This window comes from Synechococcus sp. MVIR-18-1, assembly GCF_014279835.1.
In the GTDB taxonomy this organism is placed as follows: domain Bacteria; phylum Cyanobacteriota; class Cyanobacteriia; order PCC-6307; family Cyanobiaceae; genus Synechococcus_C.
The window spans coordinates 1,151,403-1,171,013 of record NZ_CP047942.1 but is presented as its reverse complement, the minus strand read 5'-3'; the positions used below and the strand labels follow the sequence as shown (position 1 = coordinate 1,171,013).

Annotated in this window: 18 protein-coding genes and 1 tRNA gene; 14 read left to right on the top strand and 5 right to left on the bottom strand. The window is 51.4% G+C overall.

Going from position 1 to position 19,611, the window contains the following annotated elements:
- The first annotated feature begins 96 nt into the window (after positions 1-96).
- From rpmG to SynMVIR181_RS06175, 3 genes are read left to right on the top strand one after another with little or no spacing between them, the layout of a single operon-like run.
- On the top strand, positions 97-297 hold the full coding sequence (gene rpmG, locus SynMVIR181_RS06185) for a 50S ribosomal protein L33 (protein ID WP_011619264.1): 201 nt from the start codon (positions 97-99) through the stop codon (positions 295-297).
- 38 nt (positions 298-335) lie between these two features.
- Entirely contained in the window at positions 336-557 is a 222-nt protein-coding gene (rpsR, locus tag SynMVIR181_RS06180; protein WP_006041316.1) for a 30S ribosomal protein S18, read from the top strand.
- Complete coding sequence (locus SynMVIR181_RS06175) at positions 511-2,601, top strand: ribonuclease catalytic domain-containing protein (RefSeq protein ID WP_370593883.1); 2,091 nt, start codon at positions 511-513, stop codon at positions 2,599-2,601. Before rpsR ends, SynMVIR181_RS06175 begins: the two co-directional genes overlap by 47 nt.
- Here the strand turns inward: SynMVIR181_RS06175 and SynMVIR181_RS06170 are convergent.
- Both SynMVIR181_RS06170 and SynMVIR181_RS06165 read right to left on the bottom strand, forming a co-directional pair.
- Complete coding sequence (locus SynMVIR181_RS06170; protein WP_186590361.1) at positions 2,598-4,421, bottom strand: FAD-dependent oxidoreductase; 1,824 nt, start codon at positions 4,419-4,421, stop codon at positions 2,598-2,600. The two genes, SynMVIR181_RS06175 and SynMVIR181_RS06170, sit on opposite strands and share 4 nt — an antisense overlap.
- A complete protein-coding gene (locus tag SynMVIR181_RS06165) occupies positions 4,418-5,068 on the bottom strand; it encodes a Mo-dependent nitrogenase C-terminal domain-containing protein (protein WP_186590360.1) in 651 nt (216 codons plus the stop codon). Before SynMVIR181_RS06165 ends, SynMVIR181_RS06170 begins: the two co-directional genes overlap by 4 nt.
- Positions 5,069-5,128: 60 nt before the next feature.
- Here SynMVIR181_RS06165 and metG point away from each other — a divergent pair, with 60 nt between their 5' ends.
- Complete coding sequence (gene metG / locus SynMVIR181_RS06160; protein WP_186590359.1) at positions 5,129-6,673, top strand: methionine--tRNA ligase; 1,545 nt, start codon at positions 5,129-5,131, stop codon at positions 6,671-6,673.
- On the top strand, positions 6,670-7,887 hold the full coding sequence (lptC, locus tag SynMVIR181_RS06155) for an LPS export ABC transporter periplasmic protein LptC (protein ID WP_186590358.1): 1,218 nt from the start codon (positions 6,670-6,672) through the stop codon (positions 7,885-7,887). Before metG ends, lptC begins: the two co-directional genes overlap by 4 nt.
- Positions 7,888-9,326: 1,439 nt before the next feature.
- On the opposite strand, the gene SynMVIR181_RS06150 is transcribed toward lptC, so the two are convergent.
- A complete protein-coding gene (locus SynMVIR181_RS06150) occupies positions 9,327-9,965 on the bottom strand; it encodes a cofactor assembly of complex C subunit B (protein WP_186590357.1) in 639 nt (212 codons plus the stop codon).
- Positions 9,966-10,033: 68 nt separating this feature from the next.
- Between SynMVIR181_RS06150 and SynMVIR181_RS06145 the strand changes: the two genes are divergently transcribed.
- The 7 genes from SynMVIR181_RS06145 (at position 10,034) to SynMVIR181_RS06115 (ending at position 14,640) form a co-directional block, all read left to right on the top strand.
- Complete coding sequence (locus tag SynMVIR181_RS06145) at positions 10,034-10,441, top strand: tellurite resistance TerB family protein (protein WP_186525330.1); 408 nt, start codon at positions 10,034-10,036, stop codon at positions 10,439-10,441.
- Between the two features lie 30 nt (positions 10,442-10,471).
- Entirely contained in the window at positions 10,472-11,149 is a 678-nt protein-coding gene (gene psb32, locus SynMVIR181_RS06140; RefSeq protein ID WP_186590356.1) for a photosystem II repair protein Psb32, read from the top strand.
- Positions 11,150-11,155: 6 nt separating this feature from the next.
- The gene (pxcA, locus tag SynMVIR181_RS06135; RefSeq protein WP_186590355.1) at positions 11,156-12,304 is read left to right on the top strand and encodes a proton extrusion protein PcxA; all 1,149 of its coding nucleotides are present in this window, start codon (positions 11,156-11,158) and stop codon (positions 12,302-12,304) included.
- Positions 12,305-12,308: 4 nt separating this feature from the next.
- The gene (locus tag SynMVIR181_RS06130) at positions 12,309-12,875 is read left to right on the top strand and encodes a bifunctional adenosylcobinamide kinase/adenosylcobinamide-phosphate guanylyltransferase (RefSeq protein WP_186590354.1); all 567 of its coding nucleotides are present in this window, start codon (positions 12,309-12,311) and stop codon (positions 12,873-12,875) included.
- A 74-nt stretch (positions 12,876-12,949) separates the two neighbouring features.
- On the top strand, positions 12,950-13,417 hold the full coding sequence (locus tag SynMVIR181_RS06125) for a tRNA (cytidine(34)-2'-O)-methyltransferase (RefSeq protein ID WP_255444479.1): 468 nt from the start codon (positions 12,950-12,952) through the stop codon (positions 13,415-13,417).
- A 109-nt stretch (positions 13,418-13,526) separates the two neighbouring features.
- Complete coding sequence (locus SynMVIR181_RS06120) at positions 13,527-14,531, top strand: M23 family metallopeptidase (protein WP_186590537.1); 1,005 nt, start codon at positions 13,527-13,529, stop codon at positions 14,529-14,531.
- A gap of 35 nt (positions 14,532-14,566) precedes the next feature.
- Positions 14,567-14,640, top strand: a tRNA-Met gene (locus tag SynMVIR181_RS06115).
- A gap of 38 nt (positions 14,641-14,678) precedes the next feature.
- Here SynMVIR181_RS06115 and SynMVIR181_RS06110 read toward each other — a convergent pair.
- Positions 14,679-14,972, bottom strand: coding sequence for a hypothetical protein (locus tag SynMVIR181_RS06110; protein WP_186590353.1), 294 nt, complete (start codon positions 14,970-14,972; stop codon positions 14,679-14,681).
- Between the two features lie 161 nt (positions 14,973-15,133).
- Between SynMVIR181_RS06110 and SynMVIR181_RS06105 the strand changes: the two genes are divergently transcribed.
- Together SynMVIR181_RS06105 and SynMVIR181_RS06100 are read left to right on the top strand one after the other, a co-directional pair.
- A complete protein-coding gene (locus SynMVIR181_RS06105; RefSeq protein ID WP_006852528.1) occupies positions 15,134-15,736 on the top strand; it encodes a peroxiredoxin in 603 nt (200 codons plus the stop codon).
- A 468-nt stretch (positions 15,737-16,204) separates the two neighbouring features.
- Complete coding sequence (locus tag SynMVIR181_RS06100; protein ID WP_186590352.1) at positions 16,205-16,447, top strand: hypothetical protein; 243 nt, start codon at positions 16,205-16,207, stop codon at positions 16,445-16,447.
- 375 nt (positions 16,448-16,822) lie between these two features.
- On the opposite strand, the gene SynMVIR181_RS06095 is transcribed toward SynMVIR181_RS06100, so the two are convergent.
- Complete coding sequence (locus SynMVIR181_RS06095; RefSeq protein ID WP_186590536.1) at positions 16,823-19,609, bottom strand: UPF0182 family protein; 2,787 nt, start codon at positions 19,607-19,609, stop codon at positions 16,823-16,825.
- Positions 19,610-19,611: the final 2 nt, after the last annotated feature.

Here is a 19,611-nt window from a genome sequence, read left to right as displayed (position 1 = left end):
AGCTCCGCGCAATCATCAAAACTGTTTGTGCTGTCAGCTGAAGATGTAAAGTCGTTGTTTGTTACTACGCTTCGCTTCTGCGGCGCAACGTCCTTTATGGCTAAAAACAAGGGCGTCCGGATCGTGATCACTCTCGAGTGCACTGAATGCCGGTCCGCCTCCGCCTCCGAAAAGCGTTCTCCCGGCGTGTCTAGATACACGACGGAGAAGAACCGACGGAACACCACTGAGCGGCTGGAGATCATGAAATTCTGTCCCCAGCTCAACAAAATGACTCTCCACAAGGAAATCAAGTGATTTTGCAGGTGTCCATCGTTCAACAGCTTTCCTGAGTTATGTCTAGTTCCTTCTTTAAGAAGCGTCTTTCTCCGATCAAACCTGGAGATCCCATTGATTACAAAGATGTGGATCTGCTCAAGAAATTCATCACCGAACGCGGAAAAATCCTTCCTCGTCGTTTGACTGGGTTGACTGCCAAGCAGCAGCGCGACCTGACCAATGCTGTAAAGCGTGCACGCATTGTGGCGTTGCTTCCCTTCGTTAACCCAGAAGGCTGATCCACTGGCTTCGTCCGCTCTCCAACCAGGAGATCTTGTCGGCGTTCAAGAGTCGAAGGGGAATCAACTGGCTGTCGTTGAATCTCTTCAAGGCAGCAAAGCGCGCTTGAAGCTTGGATTTGATCGCAAATCCGTTGTATTACCCCAGCGGCAATTAGATCTCATTTGCCCCCTGCCATCTGGAGCTGAGCTCCCCGATGGACTGGGGGCTTCTCCATGGCATCTCAAGGCCGAGCAGCTTGATCCCTCCTGTCTCGATCGTCGCAGTTGGGGCGCAGCTTGGCTCTTGCTCCTGGAATCAGACGAGACGGTCGAGATCGACTTTTTTAGTGATCTCGTCTGTGGAGGGACCAACCCGAGCCAATTAGCCCTGTGTTGGTTGGCCTTGATGGGGCCCCAACTTTGGTTCCGTTACAAACAGGATCAGATCAAGGCTCGCTCGGCTGTCGAACTAAAACCGCTACGCCGACAACAACGGCTCAAAGCTCTTGAACAGCAAGTAGAGCAGCGTTGGAAAAAGCTACTCAGCGCTCGACAACAACTTGATCTGCAAAGCCTTCCACCAGCGCTTAGCAACAGGTTGGAACAACTCATGGACGTGGTTTCAGGGTCCCTCGAATTCGCCCAACTTGACCGGGTCGTTCAGCAAAGCCTGGTGGGTCTGCGTCTTGATCAAGACCGGGCAGATCTTCGCCTTCTCTTGGTGGACCTCGGCCTTTGGGACCCCCATCAACTCGCATCGATGGCTGGCACAACCTGGTCATCAGGATTCAGCCCGGCTCTGCTTGAGGAGGCTGAGCGCTTGGTGGAGCTCAATACAAGCGAACGCCCCGGTGACTCCAAGCGCATCGATCTTTGCGATCAACGCTGCGTCACGATCGACGATCAAGACACGCGAGATATTGATGACGGGATCGCGCTGGAGCGTCGCGAGGATGGCACGCAACGACTCTGGATTCACATCGCAGACCCGGGGCGACTGATCGATCAAGACTCAGCTCTCGACCTCGAAGCCAGGCGGCGCGGAAGCAGCCTCTACTTAGCGAAAGGCAATCTGCCGATGTTTCCAGATTGCTTGTCGACGGGGCCTTTCAGTTTGCGAGCACGCACGCGAACGGCTGCCTGGAGCATTTGGGCTGAACTCACCAGCGACGGTGAGCTCGGAGATCACGGAATCCAACGCAGCTGGGTGCAACCCACCTATCGACTCAGCTATGAAGACGCCGATGAGTTGATCGACTTAGCGCCACCAGAAGACACCGATTTAGCAGAATTGGATGCGCTTCTCAGCCGCAGGCGGGACTGCCGAGTTCGCAATGGGGCCCTTCTCATGGATCTGCCAGAAGGCAGGATTCGTTGTCGAGATGGTCAGCCCTCTCTTGAGGTCAGTGAACCTGGGAGATCCAGGCAGATGGTGGCTGAAGCGATGATTTTGGCTGGTGCGGTGGTAGCCCGAATTGCGGAAGTGCAGGACCTGGCTTTGCCATTCCGCAGCCAGCTCCCCGCTGACCTCCCCCCCAGCTCCGAATTGGAGGCACTGCCAGATGGAGCCGTTCGATTCGCTGCTATCAAGCGCTGTCTCAGTCGCGGATTGATGGGAACACAACCTGCGGCCCACTTCAGTTTGGGACTCGCCTCCTACGCCCAAGCCACATCACCCATTCGCCGCTATGGCGATCTTGTTGTGCAGCGGCAATTCCAAGCCCAACTCAATGGCGAGGAAGCCCTGGATCGCGATGCCATGCAACTGCTCATCAGCGACTTTGATGCAGCGGTGCGTGAAGGCATTGGTATTTCGAGGGAAGACCAACGCCACTGGCAACAGGTGTGGTTTGAACTCCATCACAAAGAGCAGTGGGCTGCTCAGTTCTTGCGCTGGTTGCGTCCTCAGGATCAGCTTGGACTGGTGCGCATTGACGATCTAGCCATGGATGTGGCGGCTGAATGTCCAAGAGATTCAGAACCAGGTGAGGGCCTGCTCGTCAATGTGCAGCATGTTGACTCGGCTCGTGATCAACTCAGGCTGGTGGCTTCTGCTCACTAAATCCCACTGGAGCCCTGCAGGCTGATGCCCCGTAACCAGGGCCCCCAGGGGTTGGCCACCGCGAGCAACTCAACGGCCTTCGGGCGTTCCTGATGCGCCAGCCAACTGCTCAAGTCAGGCTCGAGGGTGATCAAGGGCCAACGCCGGCCGCTCACAAGTTCCAATTCGTATCCACCTTGGCCATCAGGCAGCAGCGTTCCTGACCAAACATCCTGTTGAGGCTGGGGAGGAGGTGCCATCCCAGAGTGCGCATCAGAACCGAGCCAAGCCCCATCGCCGCCGAGAAGCTCAGGGTTATCTAGGCATGCGCGCTGTCTGTGTTGCCAATCCGGATGATGCCAAGGAGTGTCCCAAAGCGGAACGATTCCAGAGGGAGCTGTGGGCTCCTCGATCAGGAGCTCTTGAAGAAGGCGAACGGGCAGAGCAGCGAGTGGACGCTGGAGCCGAATCGACAAGGCCGCGGCTGCTCCAGCAGCCTGCCCCACATTGAAAATAAGCGGTTGAAGCCTTGTGGCCCCGTTAGCCATATGGCTAGTACTGAAGGCCTTGTCAGCACTCAACAAGTTCTCCAGGTCAGCACTGACTAGTGCTGGATAGGGAATGCAAAAGGGAGTCCCGGACCAACGGCCACCCCAGCGACAGCTTTTGGGGGCAAGCGGCCAATCAGGACCGGGATAGTGATGGTCGTTGGCGTAATTGCCAACAGCAATCGAGTCCAACGCACCAGCGTCATTGAATGGAAGCGCAGCGATCGATTGCCCGGTCGTCTGAGGCAGGAGCTCCTGTTCGATCACCGTCTTGAGACCAACCATCCGGCGCCCCTCACGCCAATAGGGCATGGCCGCCAACCAGGGAGCAGGACTTCCAGACTCGTGGGGGAACGCCTCGCCCCGCGTTAACCCACCGGCACTACACCGCTGAAGTTCATCGGCAAAATGCAGGCTGTGGGCTTGCATTTCAGCCATCAGCTCCTGCTGGACCTTGGGATTGGGGTCGAAAGCTCGATCTAATCCTCGATGCCAGTCGTTGCCATGCAAGGGCCAGTTCAGCATCACCAATCCCCCAGGCAAGCGCCCGTAACTGATGGTGCGATTCACACCAAAGGCTGCGCAGGCCTGTTCAAACGGCTCCGACAACACCGGGGGAGCATCGAGTTCCCGCTCTGACGCAGGATCAGCGAAAGGGTGATCGCTGTGCAACTGACCCATCACCACCCAGGTGGGTGACTGCACTGGCTGCTCTCGAAAAAAGGCTTCCGTTTTAAGACGATGCGCTTGAGGAGCGCTCGGTTCCCCCCACAGCTCCTGAGCCTCCCAACCCAAACGAAAGGGTGCCTGAACCAAGGGCAGTAACTCTCCGCGATCACTGCCATCGATCACCACGTCGCAACCAATGCGATGGACACCTCCAGCGCGTTCGATCAGCACTGCTTGCACCGCTGATCCTGAACGTTCCACATCCAGCAGCTGACAATTAGCCCACCACTCAAGATTCGGGAGTGCCTGCACCCAATTTTGAAGAATCCGTTCAGCTGTCGTTGGCCGATAACCAAAACAACTCACCCAGTTCTGATCGAGGCCTTCTGGCTCGGTTTGATAAAGAGCCCTGAGGAAGGCACCCCACAAGCCGGTCTGCCAAGGGGCGAGTTCATTGCCATCAGGACAACACACTCCTGCTGTACTGACCATTCCTCCGAGCCAACGACCTGGGGTGAGCAGAAGTGTCTTGGCATCGGATCGAGCAGCTTGAAGGGCGGCGGCAACACCGCCCGTGCCACCACCCCAGACCACCACTGGGCTATGGCAAGTTTGCGTGGTCATACCTGAGCCGATTCGCGACAACTGATCCGCAGTTGTTCATCCATGGAAAGGTGGCCAAGACAACGAAAACGCAGCGCTACTAGCTGCTCGTACAAGGGATTGATTTTGCACATCGCTGGGACATGAACCAGCTTGCGGCCAAACAAAATAATGTCTCGCTCAAAAGGGCACTGAGAGGGAATCAGCTGAACAATGAAGGACGAAATCCTCTCGTCACGAGGATCCAAATCATCGAGCCATTGCTTCAGGGGATCCAAGGGTTTCCAAGGCTGGGGCTCCCGTGAAGAGCAGGGAACCAAGCTGTTAATCAGTTCACTGTTGAGGCCAAGCGCTGAGGCCCAGGTTTGGAGTAAATCAAGTTCAGATTGGCTGAGATGACCATCCGCTAAAGCAACCACGACCGCTGACCTCAGGAATTGCTCCGCACGATTGGGGTCTGAAGAGAACAGACGGTTGATGTCAGAACAATCGGGAGCACGGCAGTGGTTCCAATCAAAACCTTGAAGTGGACAGTCTTCATTGAGCTGCTCGGCCAGCAGCCGCTGTTCCTCAGGATCGAAGTCTCCATCAACAAGGGCCAAATGGTGCAACGCTGCCAGCCAAGTTGACCTGGCCTCATCGACAGACGCAACGTTGAGAAGTGGCATGACGAAACGAAGGGAGGTCGTTAGGATCCAAGGCCGGAAGGGGATCACCCCGGGACGACCATGATTTATACCCTTACAACCCCTCTTTACTACGTCAACGACAAACCACATCTAGGTAGCACTTACACCACCGTTGCCTGTGACGCACTGGCTCGCTTTGAAAGACTTGAAGGCCATGAAGTGGTCTTTGTGACTGGCGTGGATGAACATGGTCAAAAGATTCAACGCACAGCCGCTGATCAAGGAATCAGTCCTATCGATCACTGCAATCGGGTCACAGCCAGCTACGAAAAAGCCTGGAAAGAATGGGACATCAGCCACGATCGATTTGTCCGCACGACATCGGCTCGCCATTTACCTCTCGTCCAACAGTTTTTCCAACGCTGTGAACAGGCTGGAGATATCCGTAGCGGCCGTCAAACCGGTTGGTATTGCGTCGGCTGCGAGGAGTTCAAAGATGATCCTGCCGAAGCAATCAACCCAACCTGTTCCATCCACCAGAAACCATTGGAATGGAGAGATGAGGAGAACCTGTTCTTTTGTTTATCGCACTTCCAGGACAAAATTGAAGCTCTTCTCAACCAGTCTGATTTCATTGCACCAGCAAGTCGGCGCAAAGAAATTCAGAATTTCGTAGCGGGAGGATTGCGCGACTTTTCCATTTCAAGGGTCAATGTGGACTGGGGATTACCTGTACCAGGACATCAAGGCCACACCTTTTATGTTTGGTTTGATGCCTTACTTGGCTACCTCACAGCTCTATTAGATGACGGTGGGAGTATTGACCTTGAACGCCTAAACGCTGTTGGCTGGCCTGCAGATCAACATGTGATTGGCAAAGACATCCTGCGTTTCCATGCTGTGTATTGGCCAGCAATGTTGATGTCAGCAGGTTTACCTCTACCCAAAAAAGTATTCGGACATGGCTTTTTAACCAGAGAGGGGCAAAAAATGGGCAAGTCGATTGGCAATGTTCTTGATCCAGACGTGCTCTTGGATCGTTGCGGCACCGATGCCGTGCGCTGGTATCTCTTGCGCGATATTCAATTTGGAGATGATGGTGATTTCCAACAACAGCGTTTTGTTGATCTCGTCAACAATGACCTCGCCAACACCATCGGCAATTTACTAAATCGAACCTCTTCGATGTCTCGCAAATGGTTCAACGAGTCCACACCCATCGTTGAGTCCAAAGACAGCGATCACCATGCGTTACGCCAAGCAGCCGAAACAGCCATCGCAACTGTCCGCGAGTCCATGCCCTCCATGGCCTTTCAGAAAGCAGCTGAGGCCATTCTTCAGCTTGCCATTCAAGCGAACGGATACCTCAACGACCAAGCGCCTTGGAGCAAAATGAAGAAGGGTGGTCAAGACGCCGAAGTTGCTTTGGATCTCTATGGAGTCCTTGAAAGCGCTCGACTGGTGGGTTGGCTCCTGCAACCCCTCGTTCCCGATTTAAGCGAGCGGATTTTGGCCCAGCTCAACCAATCCTCAGATTTAGACAACTGGTCTGGACAACTGGTATGGGGAGGCCTCGAATCAGGCCATCCCCTCCCCCAGCCTCAGCCAGTCATGCAACGACTGGAACTTGAGGAAGCATTGTGACTCTTGCGAAGCCATACCATTCCAGCAGAATTCTGAAACAAACGATCTGGATCTCACCAGTCATTGTTGGTGCCCTTTTGCTGGGCTGCTCCTCCTCAACAAGGAACCGCTCGGAAAAAGCAGCACCCATACCTTTTGTGTTTCGCAAGCTGGAGCTAGAGCAGAAAAAATCCAATGGAGATCCCGACTGGATCCTTTCGAGTCCTGAAGCTCGATATGAATTTTCTCGAAGATTAGTAAGAGCCAAGCTACCCAGTGGAGTTCTATTTAGCAACAATAAACCTTCTTTTAAAATCAGGGCTGACTATGCGGTCGTCTTCAATGATGGCGAGCAAATTATCCTTGAAGGTGATGTTCAACTACAACAGCTTAATGGGCAAAAAATATTGTTTAAAGGCGAAAGACTCCGCTGGCAACCAAAATATTCACGTCTAGCCATGGAAATACAGCCACGCGCTTTTGATGCTCGTTCAAGGATCACAGCAACCGTAGCTGTTCTTCAGCAAGACACCAATGATCTCACGCTAACCAGTCCTGTCCAACTGTATCGATGGAAAGACAAACTGGCGCTCACCAAGAAACCAGATACGGCTATTCAAGCAGGGAAGACGCTATGGAATTTAGAAAACGGCGCGCTCACAGCAGAAGGACCCGTTCTCGGACAACGCCTTGATCAAGAGGGCGTTGTTCTTGAACAATTAAAAGGACGGGAATTGAACGGAAATACACTAAAAGGAATGATCACGGTTAAATCTCCTGTGATTGTGACTATGCCTAAAAACAAAGGCCTTTTACGTGCAAAAGATACAACCTGGAATTTCCGCAAACAAATTATTAGCAGTACTGATCCATTCGAGGGATTGATCAATAAAATCCAGATCAACGGCGAAAAATTCCGTGCTGAACTCAACCAAAATACTGTGATAATTCCTGAAGTCTGCCGAATTAAGCAACCAGGTGAACGTTTATTCTCTCGCCAGTGCCGTTGGAATTGGGAAACAGACGAGATATTAGCGACAGGAGACGTTCGAGTAGAACGCGATGACAACAATCAAATTACAGAGGCACAAAAGCTCAACGGATCCATCGGCGAGAAGGGGGCACTGATTTTTTCTGCGCCAGGTAACAAGGTGCGTTCCGAGCTCACGATTGAGGAGAAGGCAAACGGTCAGGATCAGACATCCAAGAGCTCTCAACCTCCGGTGTTGTTTTAAGACGGTTCCGATTGGCTCTATGGCTTAAATCCGTCGCCTAAAGCTGCCAATAACCCAAGAAGGATCAGCTACCCCATTACGAGAACCTGGACAGGCTGGGTGGCTCACGTTTCAGCGAACAATCTCCCATCGATTTTGGTAATTTCCAGGCAGTAGTAGTGCCGCTAGTTATTGCTTAGCGATGAAATTAATAGTGACAACAATCCTCTCTGAGGCTCTAGCTTGCTATTCCTTTAGGGATTCAGCCCAGAAGTAGCCCTAGCTTCCACTGCCAATCCTTAAGTATATATACTTGTCGTTTTTGCCAAATATCAAGCAACAAACAAGCGATAGCTCGCTTTGATAAGCCAAATTCACCTCTACCCATGCCTTCCTCTTGTCCCGAAGCCTGTCGACGCGCTCTTGACCTATTTGCTGAATCAGTTATCAAACCAGATCATGAATTAAGAACAAATGCGGCCTATGGAAAATACTATGCAGAGCCTATGGAGGTTCGCCAACGCTGCCTTGCATACTCAAACACTCTCAAAGAGATTTATCACATTGAGTGCGCAGACGAAATCGATGAAATCGAAGTAAATAAGACGTTTACCACCAAAAAGAATCGATCCAGATGGCTTTCTTTCATGACGAAATAATGTAGACAACCAATCACAATCTATGAATTTGAGCTAGAAAATAGACGGCATTAATGGCGTTAATACATGGATTAATATCGATAACCATCTAGACATCCCTTGCCATCGGGACCTGGAGCGACATTTAATCGCCTCCTTGTGTACTGCCTGGTTCGCCATCATGGTCAATTCTGTCTTCATAAACCTGGCGAATGCTTAAGCAAACGCAAGCGTCGAACGGCCATCCATCTAGCGATCAGAAGTTTTCAATGAGTGCATTGGACACAACAGCAGCAAGGGCTAGGCAACTAGCGACAGCGATGAAGCCCATGGGAAGAACTTGAACACTCAATGATCATTTCCCTTCGAAGGGACCATCGCCTGTCTCAGATGAGACCATTTTGAGAATCGCAAGCTTGAATCAAAGGTGGAATGTCCATCCAGACAGAAATCGCGCTAAGTGCGTTGCCGCATCTCCGTTGACTCAAGTGATGCACTCGTCATCTGCACTGGCGCTCAAAACATTGTGTTTTGCCCTTGGATCACTCGCGCCTCATTCACAGAGAACCGGACCCCTCGACCAATTTTCATCAGCCTTCAGTGCAACCTGCTGAACTGATGAGGCAATCACCAGTTGCCAGCTTCAATGCTCAGGAATTTCGGTGGCTTGGCCTCATCAGATGGGTTGATAACCAGCTCCTGTGATCAAAGCGAGAAAGAACAGAGGGTTGGTTGGTCGCGATCAGTCCTCAATAAGTTGACGCGTTGCCCTATCCCGTTAAGGCAACTGCAAGCACAGCCAATCGAGACTAAAGGCTATGACTAGCTTTCTTCTTCTAATTCTGCAACCTCCAGTGTCGTTTTAAGGCGTTCAGCCCAACCCGATAGCCACCGTTCATCGGAACGACTGAAACATCGCTCCGACCAGCCACCAATCACCACCCAGCCACTCTCTCCAAGAGGTTGCACCATCACGGAAGGCAAGCCGGGCAAAACGGGATCAAACTCAGCTTTGCCTGGGTAGAGGGCTGTTTTTACAAGCGAAATCAGTTCTTGCTTTTGAACGGATCGTCGACAGATCTCACCAGGTTCAAAATCACCAACGCCCAGAAGGCCCCGGCGAAGCAGAACCGAGCCCTCCCAAAAAACAAGAATCGTGGCAGCAGAAGTTGCGGTCAAGAACTGATGGCTACCCCACGCCATTTCCGCTCGTACAGCATCGGGTAAATCGGAGGAGAGGACAAAACCCTGTTCACCCTCCAGCGCAACCGCTTCCGGACTGCGTGGAGAGGCCCGGGTCCAGAGGATGGAAACGAGCATCAAGCCAACCCCCGCCATCCCGGCAAGAACATCGGCTCGCTCCAGGCTTGGTGTAATGGTTTCAGCGGTGCTGGCGTTAAGGATGGAAAGCCCCAAAACAAGAACACCTGCGAGCAAACACCATTGGTGGGATCTCAACATGTTTTGCAACTCATGAGCAGTCAGATCAATGCACTTTTGCTGAAATAGAGGTCAACCCTCCAACGCTGATGACCGAATCCGAAGCCTTTGCCGCGATTGCGCTGGCCACAGTGGCTTGCGATGGAGTACTGGGCAAAGATGAAGCGCATGCTTTAAGACTTCAATTGGAATATCGAACCCCTTACAAGGATCGAAGCGAGAGTGAGATGGCAATGTTGTTTGACCAACTACTCAAACGCCTTCGCGAGAAAGGATCAAGTCAATTGATCAAAGATGCCCTACCCCAACTCAAAGAATCCCAAAAGGAAACAGCTCTTGCTGTGGCCGTGCAGCTGGTTCACGCTGATAGGACTGTGACCACTGAGGAACAAACGTTTCTCGACGAGCTCGCTAAAAGCGTCGAGCTCCCTCAAGGCAAAGCGCAAGCTGTCATGGACGCGATCATGGCCTTGAATCACGACAGCCTTGCCAGCTGACGGCAGACCCCACCCATCGAACGCCTCATGATGCCTAGCCCCTTCAAGTCTCTGCAGCTGCTCATCGCCGCAAGTCTCTGTTTCTTTTTGGCAGTGCCAGCGGGTTTTGCCTTTTCTCCCCAAGACCTACCAGCCCAGCCACCGGATAAGGCCGTCCTGGATTCAGCTGATGTGCTGAGTCGGGCTGGAAAAAATGAGATTGAAACGCGACTGAATCAACTGGAGTCTTCCAAGGTGGACGCCAGGGTGATTACCGTTCGCAAACTGGACTACGGGCTGAGTCTTACGGGATTTGGGGAAGAGTTGGTTGAACGTTGGTCTAATAACGACAACACGAGTGAGCGTCCTCTCATTCTTTTTCTCGAAGAAACTCAGAACAAACAAGCTGCGGTTGTTGTCTCAGCAGAGCTGAGTGATCAACTGCCAGATGCATTACTTCGCAGTACCGCGAGGACCACGATGAGTCAGCCGATGCGAGATGGCGAGCGATTCCGCCAGGCCTCCATGGATGGAATTGAACGCATTGCAGTGGTTCTCAATGGGGGCGAAGATCCAGGCCCACCAATTCAAATTGAACGCACCACTCTTCCCACAAACGTTCCCACGGTTGAGGAAACGAGCGAAAGCAACGCCTTCACTTGGGTCATTGTGCTGCTGGTGGTGGGAACCATTGTGCCGATGGCCACCTGGTGGGTCTTCTCCCGCTGATCAGCTATGGCATTTCGCAATTGGATAGGAGCCTTTGGCAAAGCCAACGCGCTTGATGTCAACTCTGATCTCGATCGAGGCTATGAAGCGGCCCTATTAATCCAGAGCTTGGAACTGGAGTATTACGGCGACCGACCCATCCGTCCCGAACTTGAGCTCTCTGTTCCGAAATCGGTTCAAGCGACAGTACTGCGCAAGTTCCGAGTAGCGATCAATGTTTGTCGTGCATCGCTAGATCAACTGGAGTACCAGCGTGCCCAGCTGGATCCCCAGGAATTGCGTCAACTTCAGCTCATTGAAAGTGTCGTGAATCGGTATAGCCCTAGACGGGCTTCGGCGGCTCCGACCATGACTCGAGCTCCAGATCCGCTGCCGCGCTCCCTGCTTGGGGTCTTCGACAAGGTGCGCAGGCAGCTCAATCCAGCTGGAGAAGCGACATTAGTTGCAGGCTTTCGAAGACGCAGGGATTCGACGCTGATCTCGCTGAAGGTTCTTTTACTCCTGATTCTGGTGCCACTGTTAGTCCAACAGGTCAGCCGCACTTACATCATTAGTCCTGCTGTCGACCGCTTTGCTCCAGACCTGCCCTTCTTGAGTTACCCAAAGCCACAACTTGAAGAACAGGCAGTAGAAAAGTTGAGAGTGTATAAGGCAGAAATTGAATTCGATGCTCTTCTTCGCGGTGACTCAATCCCAAGCCAAGAAGAACTACAACAACAATTAGGGAAAAAGGCTGCTGAGCTCAAAGAAGAGGCTGATGCTGAAAGTACCCATGCTGTAAAAAATGTTTTAGCGGACATATCAGCCACGCTTGCCTTCGTCATGGTTTGCCTGTTCAGCCGCGAAGAACTAAGGGTTCTTCGCGGCTTTTTCGATGAGGCTGTTTACGGATTAAGCGACTCAGCCAAAGCCTTCGCGATTATTCTCTTCACCGACATCTTTGTTGGATTCCATAGTCCAGAAGGTTGGACTGTGCTGCTTGATGGTATTGCCAATCACTTTGGATTTCCAGCGCGAGAGAATTTTATCCTTCTGTTCATCGCTACATTCCCGGTGATTTTGGCAACAATTTTCAAATATTGGATCTTCCGTTATCTCAACCGTGTCAGTCCATCCTCTGTCGCCACATTGCGAGGCATGAACGGAGGCGGATAAAGCCTTGGCTCATTCAAACAAACAAAAATCAGAGGTTCCCAACGGACTCATTGTTGTAAGCGGGCCAAGCCGTGGAGGGAAAAGCCGGTGGGCTGAACATTTGCTCAGCTCTCAAGAAATGGTCACCTACGTCGCAACTTCTGCGCATCGGTCGAATGATCCAAGCTGGGATGAACGGATGCGACTGCATCGCGAAAGAAGACCCCTGCATTGGCAGCTACGCGAGCCGGGATCAATGCTTGCTGCATGCATTCGCACAGAAGAGGCCCATCACCCCTTGCTGATCGATGCCCTCGGTGGCTTTACAGCACTCCACCTCGATCGCGATGATCTTCAGTGGGAGCAAGAGGCTGAAGAGCTGATTGAAAGTCTTCTCATGCGAACATCTCCCACCGTGATTGTGATTGAAGAAACAGGCTGGGGAGTGGTCCCAGCCACCAAAATCGGCGGATTGTTTCGGGACCGCCAAGGCTGGCTGGCTCAACGATTAGAACAACACGCAATAGACAGCTGGCTCGTTGTTCAAGGAAGAGCTTTGAATCTCACCCAATTAGGCATACTCGTACCGTGAAGAAAGCTTCAAGCAATCAATCCATAAGTAATCAATCACTAGATCAGCAGTCTTTGATCCAAAAACCTTTGAGGGTGGCACTATTTGAACCACGAATACCTCCAAATACAGGAAATATTGCTCGTACTTGTGCTGCTTTTGGTTTACCACTGGATTTAATTGAACCACTTGGGTTCAGCCTTGAAGATCGTTATTTAAAAAGGGCTGGTCTTGATTATTGGCCTCATGTTGACATCACTATCCATAAGAATGTTGATGCATTTTTTGAGTCTCTTGCTCAATCCTCAAGGGTGATTGGCTGTAGCCGTCGAGGAGGGGTTCTTCTTCAAGAGATGCATTTCCAACGGGGAGATATTTTGTTGTTCGGTCGAGAAGACACTGGCCTATCGGAGGCAACACGCAGCCGTTGCACTCAAATCACAACCATTTCGATGCCCTGCAGCGCTGGTGAAGATGGCCAAGGGGGCGTGCGAAGCCTCAATCTCTCTGTGGCTTGTGCCATCGTCAGCCACCAAGCAGGGTCCCAACTTCAGTTGTGGTAATTGGCAAGCTGACACTTCAGCCCTTGCGCCAATCTCCTACACCCGCTACTTTCAGCCCGTTCCTGAGCTGTGGCGGCTTCTCCAGGAGCGTTACCAATTGCTGATTCAGATGAAGCCCCTTCTCGTTCTCGTTACGGCAATCGCATCAGGAACGTCTTTATCTGTTTTGGCGCAGCATCCAGGCTTCGCTGACGCTGACCACGTACAAGCCCCATTTCTTCTGGCATCAGCACCAGCAACTCAAAGCAGGATTTGGGTCAAGGTCTCGACGAAGAGCACTCTTAAAGGTATAGCCGCGGATCTTGGCCTTACCTCCACTGATTTAACCGCTCTTAACGACCAGACGTCCTTCGAGGTGATCAAGGCTGGCTCGTGGATCGTTCTCCCTGCTGACGCTGAGGAAAGCCTCGCAAACGCAAGTCATCTTGACGGAACAACGGTTCTTCATAAGGCGCCGCTTCAATCTCCTCCAGATCCGCAATCCGTTGTTCGCATCAAAGCGAACGAATCTCTTTCAACCTTTTCACGAGACCAAGGGGTCAGCTTGAGTGAATTGCGCTCGCTCAACCCTGGCCTAGACCTAGCCCGTTTGGCCATCGGCAGCGAAGTGCGTGTTGCCAAAGCTTCACCGCGGGCCCTCTTGGCGATCCGTCCAACCGTTTCAGGCGGCGCAAGTTTTCCAGCTCTGCCCCCATTACCTGGAATGGAGGATGGTGGTGTCGTTGGGAATCAATCCTTCATGTGGCCCACAAAAGGAGTTTTTACCTCTGGATTCGGATGGAGATGGGGCCGCATGCATAAGGGCATCGATATTGCAAACAACGTTGGTACCCCAATTGTTGCGGCCAAAGATGGCGTCGTGAAATTTTCTGGCTGGAGTAGCGGATACGGCTATTTAGTGGAGTTAGCTCACGCCGACGGTTCATCCACCCGCTACGCCCACAACAGCCGTCTACTGGTTCGCAAAGGACAGATCATTCCCCAGGGAGTAAAAATCTCACTCATGGGCAGTACTGGAAGAAGCACTGGACCTCATCTGCATTTCGAAATACGCCAACGTGGTGGTTCAGCATTAGATCCAATGGCAAAGCTTCCAGCACGTCGTCGGGCTTAAGACGTCCAGGCGATCGTCTAAAATTAAAAAGTTGCGGCTCGGTAGCTCAGCTGGTTAGAGCGTGGGATTCATAACCCCAAGGTCGGGAGTTCAAGTCTCCCCCGAGCCATTTTTTGTCTTCATTAAACCGATTTGTGCGACCGATTTTCAGCGCATTTCGATCGCATTCAGTCGATCTCTGAATGATGTTGGATTGTCCTTCGTCGTTTCCTCAAGCGTCAAAATTGGTTGATCTTCTGGAACAGGATTTGGCCGCCGCTGTTGTCGTACAGATTGTCCATGGTGAGGCCTTGCCTGAAGCGTGAGCTTTCTGGTCTGAGCGTCACGGTTCAGTGGCTGACTTTTGAGCTCGCTGCGAACTTGATTTAAAAGTCGGAAGTGACCTGTACTGCTGAATTTCCGCAATAAGGCCTGATCCCAAGACATTGGTTGATCAATCATTCGTTGATTTTAGGACTCCATCAGCAGAGTGCTCTCTGCGATTCAAGCCGGCCGCAAGCAAGGGGAGAGCGTGATAAATTAAAAGATGTAACTAGAAGTCGGACCGACTTTGGATTGAGTCTGGTCCGCTGCTTCCGTCACGTATCCATCGATCTTTCATCATGACCGACAACGGTTGCCTGCGCGTGGGCCAACAGGCCCCTGATTTCACCGCTACCGCTGTAGTTGATCAAGAGTTCAAAGAGATCAGCTTGTCTCAGTACCGCGGTAAGTACGTGGTGCTGTTTTTCTACCCTCTGGACTTCACCTTCGTTTGCCCAACTGAAATCACAGCGTTCAGCGATCGCTACTCTGATTTCTCCAGCAAGAACACTGAAGTTCTGGGCATCTCCGTGGATAGCCAATTCAGTCACCTGGCTTGGATCCAGACCGCACGTAATCAAGGTGGAATCGGCGATATCAACTATCCGCTCGTTTCAGACCTGAAGAAGGAAATTTCCACTGCTTACAACGTTCTCGATGACGCTGAAGGCGTGGCTCTGCGTGGTTTGTTCATCATCGACCCTGAGGGTGTGATCATGCACGCCACGATCAACAACCTGCCTGTTGGCCGGAATGTTGATGAGACCCTGCGCGTCCTTCAGGCGTTCCAGTATGTGCAGTCCAATCCAGATGAAGTCTGTCCAGCGAACTGGACTCCAGGCGAGAAGACCATGAAGCCTGATCCCAAGGGCAGCAAAGAGTTTTTTGCTGCGATCGGCTGATCGCTGCCGTCATAAGCCTGTAACGATCATTAAAAACACGGGATAGGTCACTGATCTATCCCGATTTTTTATGCTTAGTCTTTCTGTGTTTCCAATACTTCAGGAGTCCTTCTGGTTGCCCATGCTTAGACGCGACACGGATCTGAATACAGATCTTGCGGACTGATCCAATGGGACAGCAGCCCGCTGTCTTGTGTCATTAGTGTCATCGGAGACAGGCAAATGATGACTTGAAGCCAAATGATGAGACTGTCTTCGACTCATTCTGATGGGACTCGTTGTTGTTGCTAGCTGTCTTGTCGTAGCAGCCACCCTATGCTTCAGGTTCATGAATGCGTAAAACCTGCTGACTCATTGGCAGCTGATCAAGTGCAAGCGCTGGTGCAGAGAAGATGAGTATGTATCACTACGGACATTCATACGAGGTCTGGCCAACCTTGCCATGAAGTCAATAGCCCGTTGATATCAATGCCCCGATTGCCAGGCGTGATTGCTTTTGCTGCAATGGCTGCAATCACTGTTGTTCCAGCCCATGCAGGCATGGTGGACAAGATCATTTTCGGCAAGTGCTCATCTGCCATGAGAAAGGAATACGAGAAAGCTGGGCAACAACTGCTCTTGAGCCATTTGAATGCCACCTGCAACTGCGTCGTGAAGGAGATGAAAAACAAACAAAGCGTTGAGCAAGCCAAAACCTTTTGCACCTCATAAAGCAAGCGCTTATACGTTGCTAGCCAAGGTTTACCTCAATTCTTCGACTGGAGAGGTGAGCTTGGAAGGCTTGACTATTTCAAACAGATCATTAAGCGACTGATGATTCTGTTATTGATCCTTGGCGTCAATATTGGACTGTGCTTATTAGTGGGATTGGAGATCACTGCCGAAACCTGAGATAAAAATCTATCACTCATAACAATTGCATGAATCTCAATTAACCCTTAACAGTTCACCACAGGTTGGCGCTTATACATTATTAGTGGTCATACCTTTGTTTCTATGGGGATTAATTATTTTATTCAAACCTGGAAAAACATTGAGAGAAGTACGTCGTCAAATGGAATAAGTTTATCCAAACAAAAACTAGTTCTACAAAGCTTTATCCAGCTCCTGGACAACAACATCTTTTGCCCCACTCCCCTGCACGAGTGCATCAAGACCCGTGCGTAAATCCTTTGCCATTGCCACACGACTGCCATCACTGACAACGACACGCGTTAATGTCGGCAATCCACCTCGCCGTGCTCTGAGGTAAATCGGCTCAACATAGAGAAGGGCATTTCCGAGTTGTACGACCAATAAATTCCCTTGAACAACTTGAGAGCCTGCTCGGTCCCAGAGGCCAAACTGTTGACTGATCACAGGATTTTGATTGATCAGAGCCTGGATCTGCTCAGGTCCAAAAATCGGAACATCGCTAGGGAAGCGCAACAGTATTAGTTCTCCGTAATGCTCAGCGTCGTTTCTTGCCGCCAACCAGCCAGAAAGGTTGGGACGTGCGAGCGGAGTAAGGGGTTGTAAGAGTAAAAATTCAGAGTCAACACTGGGTTTCACTTGCGCTGTAATGTGATACGGAGCCACTGGAATCTGTGTTTTTCCATAAAGCTCTTTTGGAACTTGCCAAACATCATCTCCACTATAAAAAATGCGTGGATTCGTGACATGATATCGAAGCAATTGCTGCACCTGTAACTCAAATAGGGCACTAGGAACCATCAAATGCTGTCGCAAAGACGAAGGCATAGCTGCCAAGGGCTGGAACAATTCGGGGAACACCTTCTGCCAACCACGAATCATCGGATCGTCCGGTTCGCTCACATAGAGCCTTACCGTTCCGTTGTAGGCATCAACAATTGCCTTGACAGAATTGCGTACATAGCGCATCTCTTGTCCGTCAGGAAGCGTTGAGGCATAGGGATAGGTGTTGGAGCTGGTGTATCCATCAACAATCCAATATTGATGTTGATCTTCCTGATACTGATTGAGATCAGACTCCATGGGAACGGAGACAAGATAAGGATCACCTTTTAACTGCAAAAAGGGTGCCAAAGCCTTCACGCGCTTTTTGACATCGCGTCGAAGCAATAATTTTGAATCAGCTTGCAACACGCCCGTATTCAGCAACCTTGGATCTCGGATGTAAACCGATGCAGCAATCCGTTGTCCTAAAGATGCCAGTGGGATGCCAGCTCGTCCTGAATAATGGTTATATGTGTTTTCGTCACCTTCTGGATGATTGAACTCCTCAATTTGAGTTGGTGCAACGGCATAGGGAGAAGGAAGCATCCCAAAATAGAGGGCAGCCCTTCCAATCGGAACATTCTTCTTGACATCGGCGCGACTAATATCTAGGAATTCATTACCTTCAATACGCGCTGAACGACCGATATCACTAATGAAATAATCCGGAAGACCATCTTCTGCGCTTGAATTCACCGGACTCAACGTAAATCCATAGCCATGCGTAAAAACAAAGTGACGGTTTTGCCAGGTGCGTGACCGCTTGGGGAGAGCTGCCTGATCGAGTTCACGCGCAGCGAGAATCACCTGCTGACGTTCAAGCAAATCAGGACGCAACTGATAGCGATCAACTGCTGCATTGGTGAAGCGGTAGTAAACCCTGAGCTGCTGCAGCTGTCGGTTCGTCGCGAGTAGAGGCTGACTATCCCACAACCGAATATTGCGTAAGGTGCTTGCGCCGTCCTGGAGATCCTGGGGACTCAAGCGAGGAGATGGTTCAACCTGGGTGGTGGTAATGCCGTCCAATTGATAAGCCTGACGCGTGGCCTCAATCGCACGACTGATATATGGGCTCTCCAGCTGTAATTCCCGCGGACGCACCACAAGCCAATGCATCAACGGAAATAACACCATCTCCAGGCCAAACGACACCACGGCAATACAGGCCAGGATCAGCCGTAATTGACGGCGACGAAGACTCGAGAATGGTGATGGCAAAACAACAAATGCCAACACGAGCAGTGCAATCGAGCCCACGGATCGCAAAGGAAGCAGAAGATGAACATCAAGCCATCCGGCACCTGCAACGATTCCATCCTGAGTCCAAAGCAACTGGTGCCTTGAGAGCCACAGCAGTCCTGAGCAGGTAAGCAGCACCAAAGCAAAACCTGGCCTCAAACCATGTCGCTGACGCACGGTTAAGCCTGGAAAAGCCCAATCGCTAAGGCAAGTTGAACGTGTTAATCGACTCCATAACGCTGTACTCAGCGTGAGGGATAGCTGTAAAAGGACTAACTCAAGGCCAAGCGCGATTGCAGAAAAACGACCCAAACCAAAACTCACATCAGAGCCGAGCATCGGTTCAATGCGACCGAGATCAGGAATCGCAAAAGCAAGGCTCCAGAGTCCCCAGCTCCGGGCAACGATCAAACACACACAAGCGCTTCCATAAACCTGGGCAAGGCCTAACCGTCGGCTGCGCGTGAGGCCAAACATGATCAACATCAACGCCAAAATTGACACACTCAGCAGCGGCCAAGCTGTCGAAAAGGGAAGACTCCACCAGTACGGCAATGAAAAAGGGTCGCTCCAGGCCAGCCAGGCCAGACGGGTATCGATCGCAAGAACGGAGAGCAAAACCAAGAGGCATGCCAACAGGCTGAAGCCAAAGCGATAGCCGGTCAGGACAGATTTTTTCTCATCCTTGAGGGATTCAGGTAAGCGCAACCAAGATTGACGCCAAAGCGCACAACCGCCAACAAACAAAAAGGCAAAGAGTGCGCCTGCTAATTGAAGATATAAACGTTTGCCATAAACAGATCCAAGTTCAAACTGATCGAACCAATACCACTCCACCTGCAACCTGGAGACAATCACAATCAGTGGGATCAACAAGATCCCAAAACGCCCCACCATCT

Excerpts from the sequence above, each read along its gene's own strand:
- SynMVIR181_RS06100 (WP_186590352.1), top strand. The coding sequence starts at position 16,205 with ATGCCCCGATTGCCAGGCGTGATTGCTTTTGCTGCAATGGCTGCAATC.
- SynMVIR181_RS06170 (WP_186590361.1), bottom strand. The coding sequence starts at position 4,421 with ATGACCACGCAAACTTGCCATAGCCCAGTGGTGGTCTGGGGTGGTGGC.
- SynMVIR181_RS06120 (WP_186590537.1), top strand. The coding sequence starts at position 13,527 with ATGAAGCCCCTTCTCGTTCTCGTTACGGCAATCGCATCAGGAACGTCT.
- metG (WP_186590359.1), top strand. The coding sequence starts at position 5,129 with ATGATTTATACCCTTACAACCCCTCTTTACTACGTCAACGACAAACCA.
- SynMVIR181_RS06165 (WP_186590360.1), bottom strand. The coding sequence starts at position 5,068 with ATGCCACTTCTCAACGTTGCGTCTGTCGATGAGGCCAGGTCAACTTGG.
- pxcA (WP_186590355.1), top strand. The coding sequence starts at position 11,156 with ATGGCATTTCGCAATTGGATAGGAGCCTTTGGCAAAGCCAACGCGCTT.
- rpmG (WP_011619264.1), top strand. The coding sequence starts at position 97 with ATGGCTAAAAACAAGGGCGTCCGGATCGTGATCACTCTCGAGTGCACT.
- rpsR (WP_006041316.1), top strand. The coding sequence starts at position 336 with ATGTCTAGTTCCTTCTTTAAGAAGCGTCTTTCTCCGATCAAACCTGGA.
- SynMVIR181_RS06105 (WP_006852528.1), top strand. The coding sequence starts at position 15,134 with ATGACCGACAACGGTTGCCTGCGCGTGGGCCAACAGGCCCCTGATTTC.
- SynMVIR181_RS06145 (WP_186525330.1), top strand. The coding sequence starts at position 10,034 with ATGACCGAATCCGAAGCCTTTGCCGCGATTGCGCTGGCCACAGTGGCT.
- SynMVIR181_RS06095 (WP_186590536.1), bottom strand. The coding sequence starts at position 19,609 with ATGGTGGGGCGTTTTGGGATCTTGTTGATCCCACTGATTGTGATTGTC.
- psb32 (WP_186590356.1), top strand. The coding sequence starts at position 10,472 with ATGCCTAGCCCCTTCAAGTCTCTGCAGCTGCTCATCGCCGCAAGTCTC.
- SynMVIR181_RS06110 (WP_186590353.1), bottom strand. The coding sequence starts at position 14,972 with ATGATTGATCAACCAATGTCTTGGGATCAGGCCTTATTGCGGAAATTC.
- SynMVIR181_RS06150 (WP_186590357.1), bottom strand. The coding sequence starts at position 9,965 with ATGTTGAGATCCCACCAATGGTGTTTGCTCGCAGGTGTTCTTGTTTTG.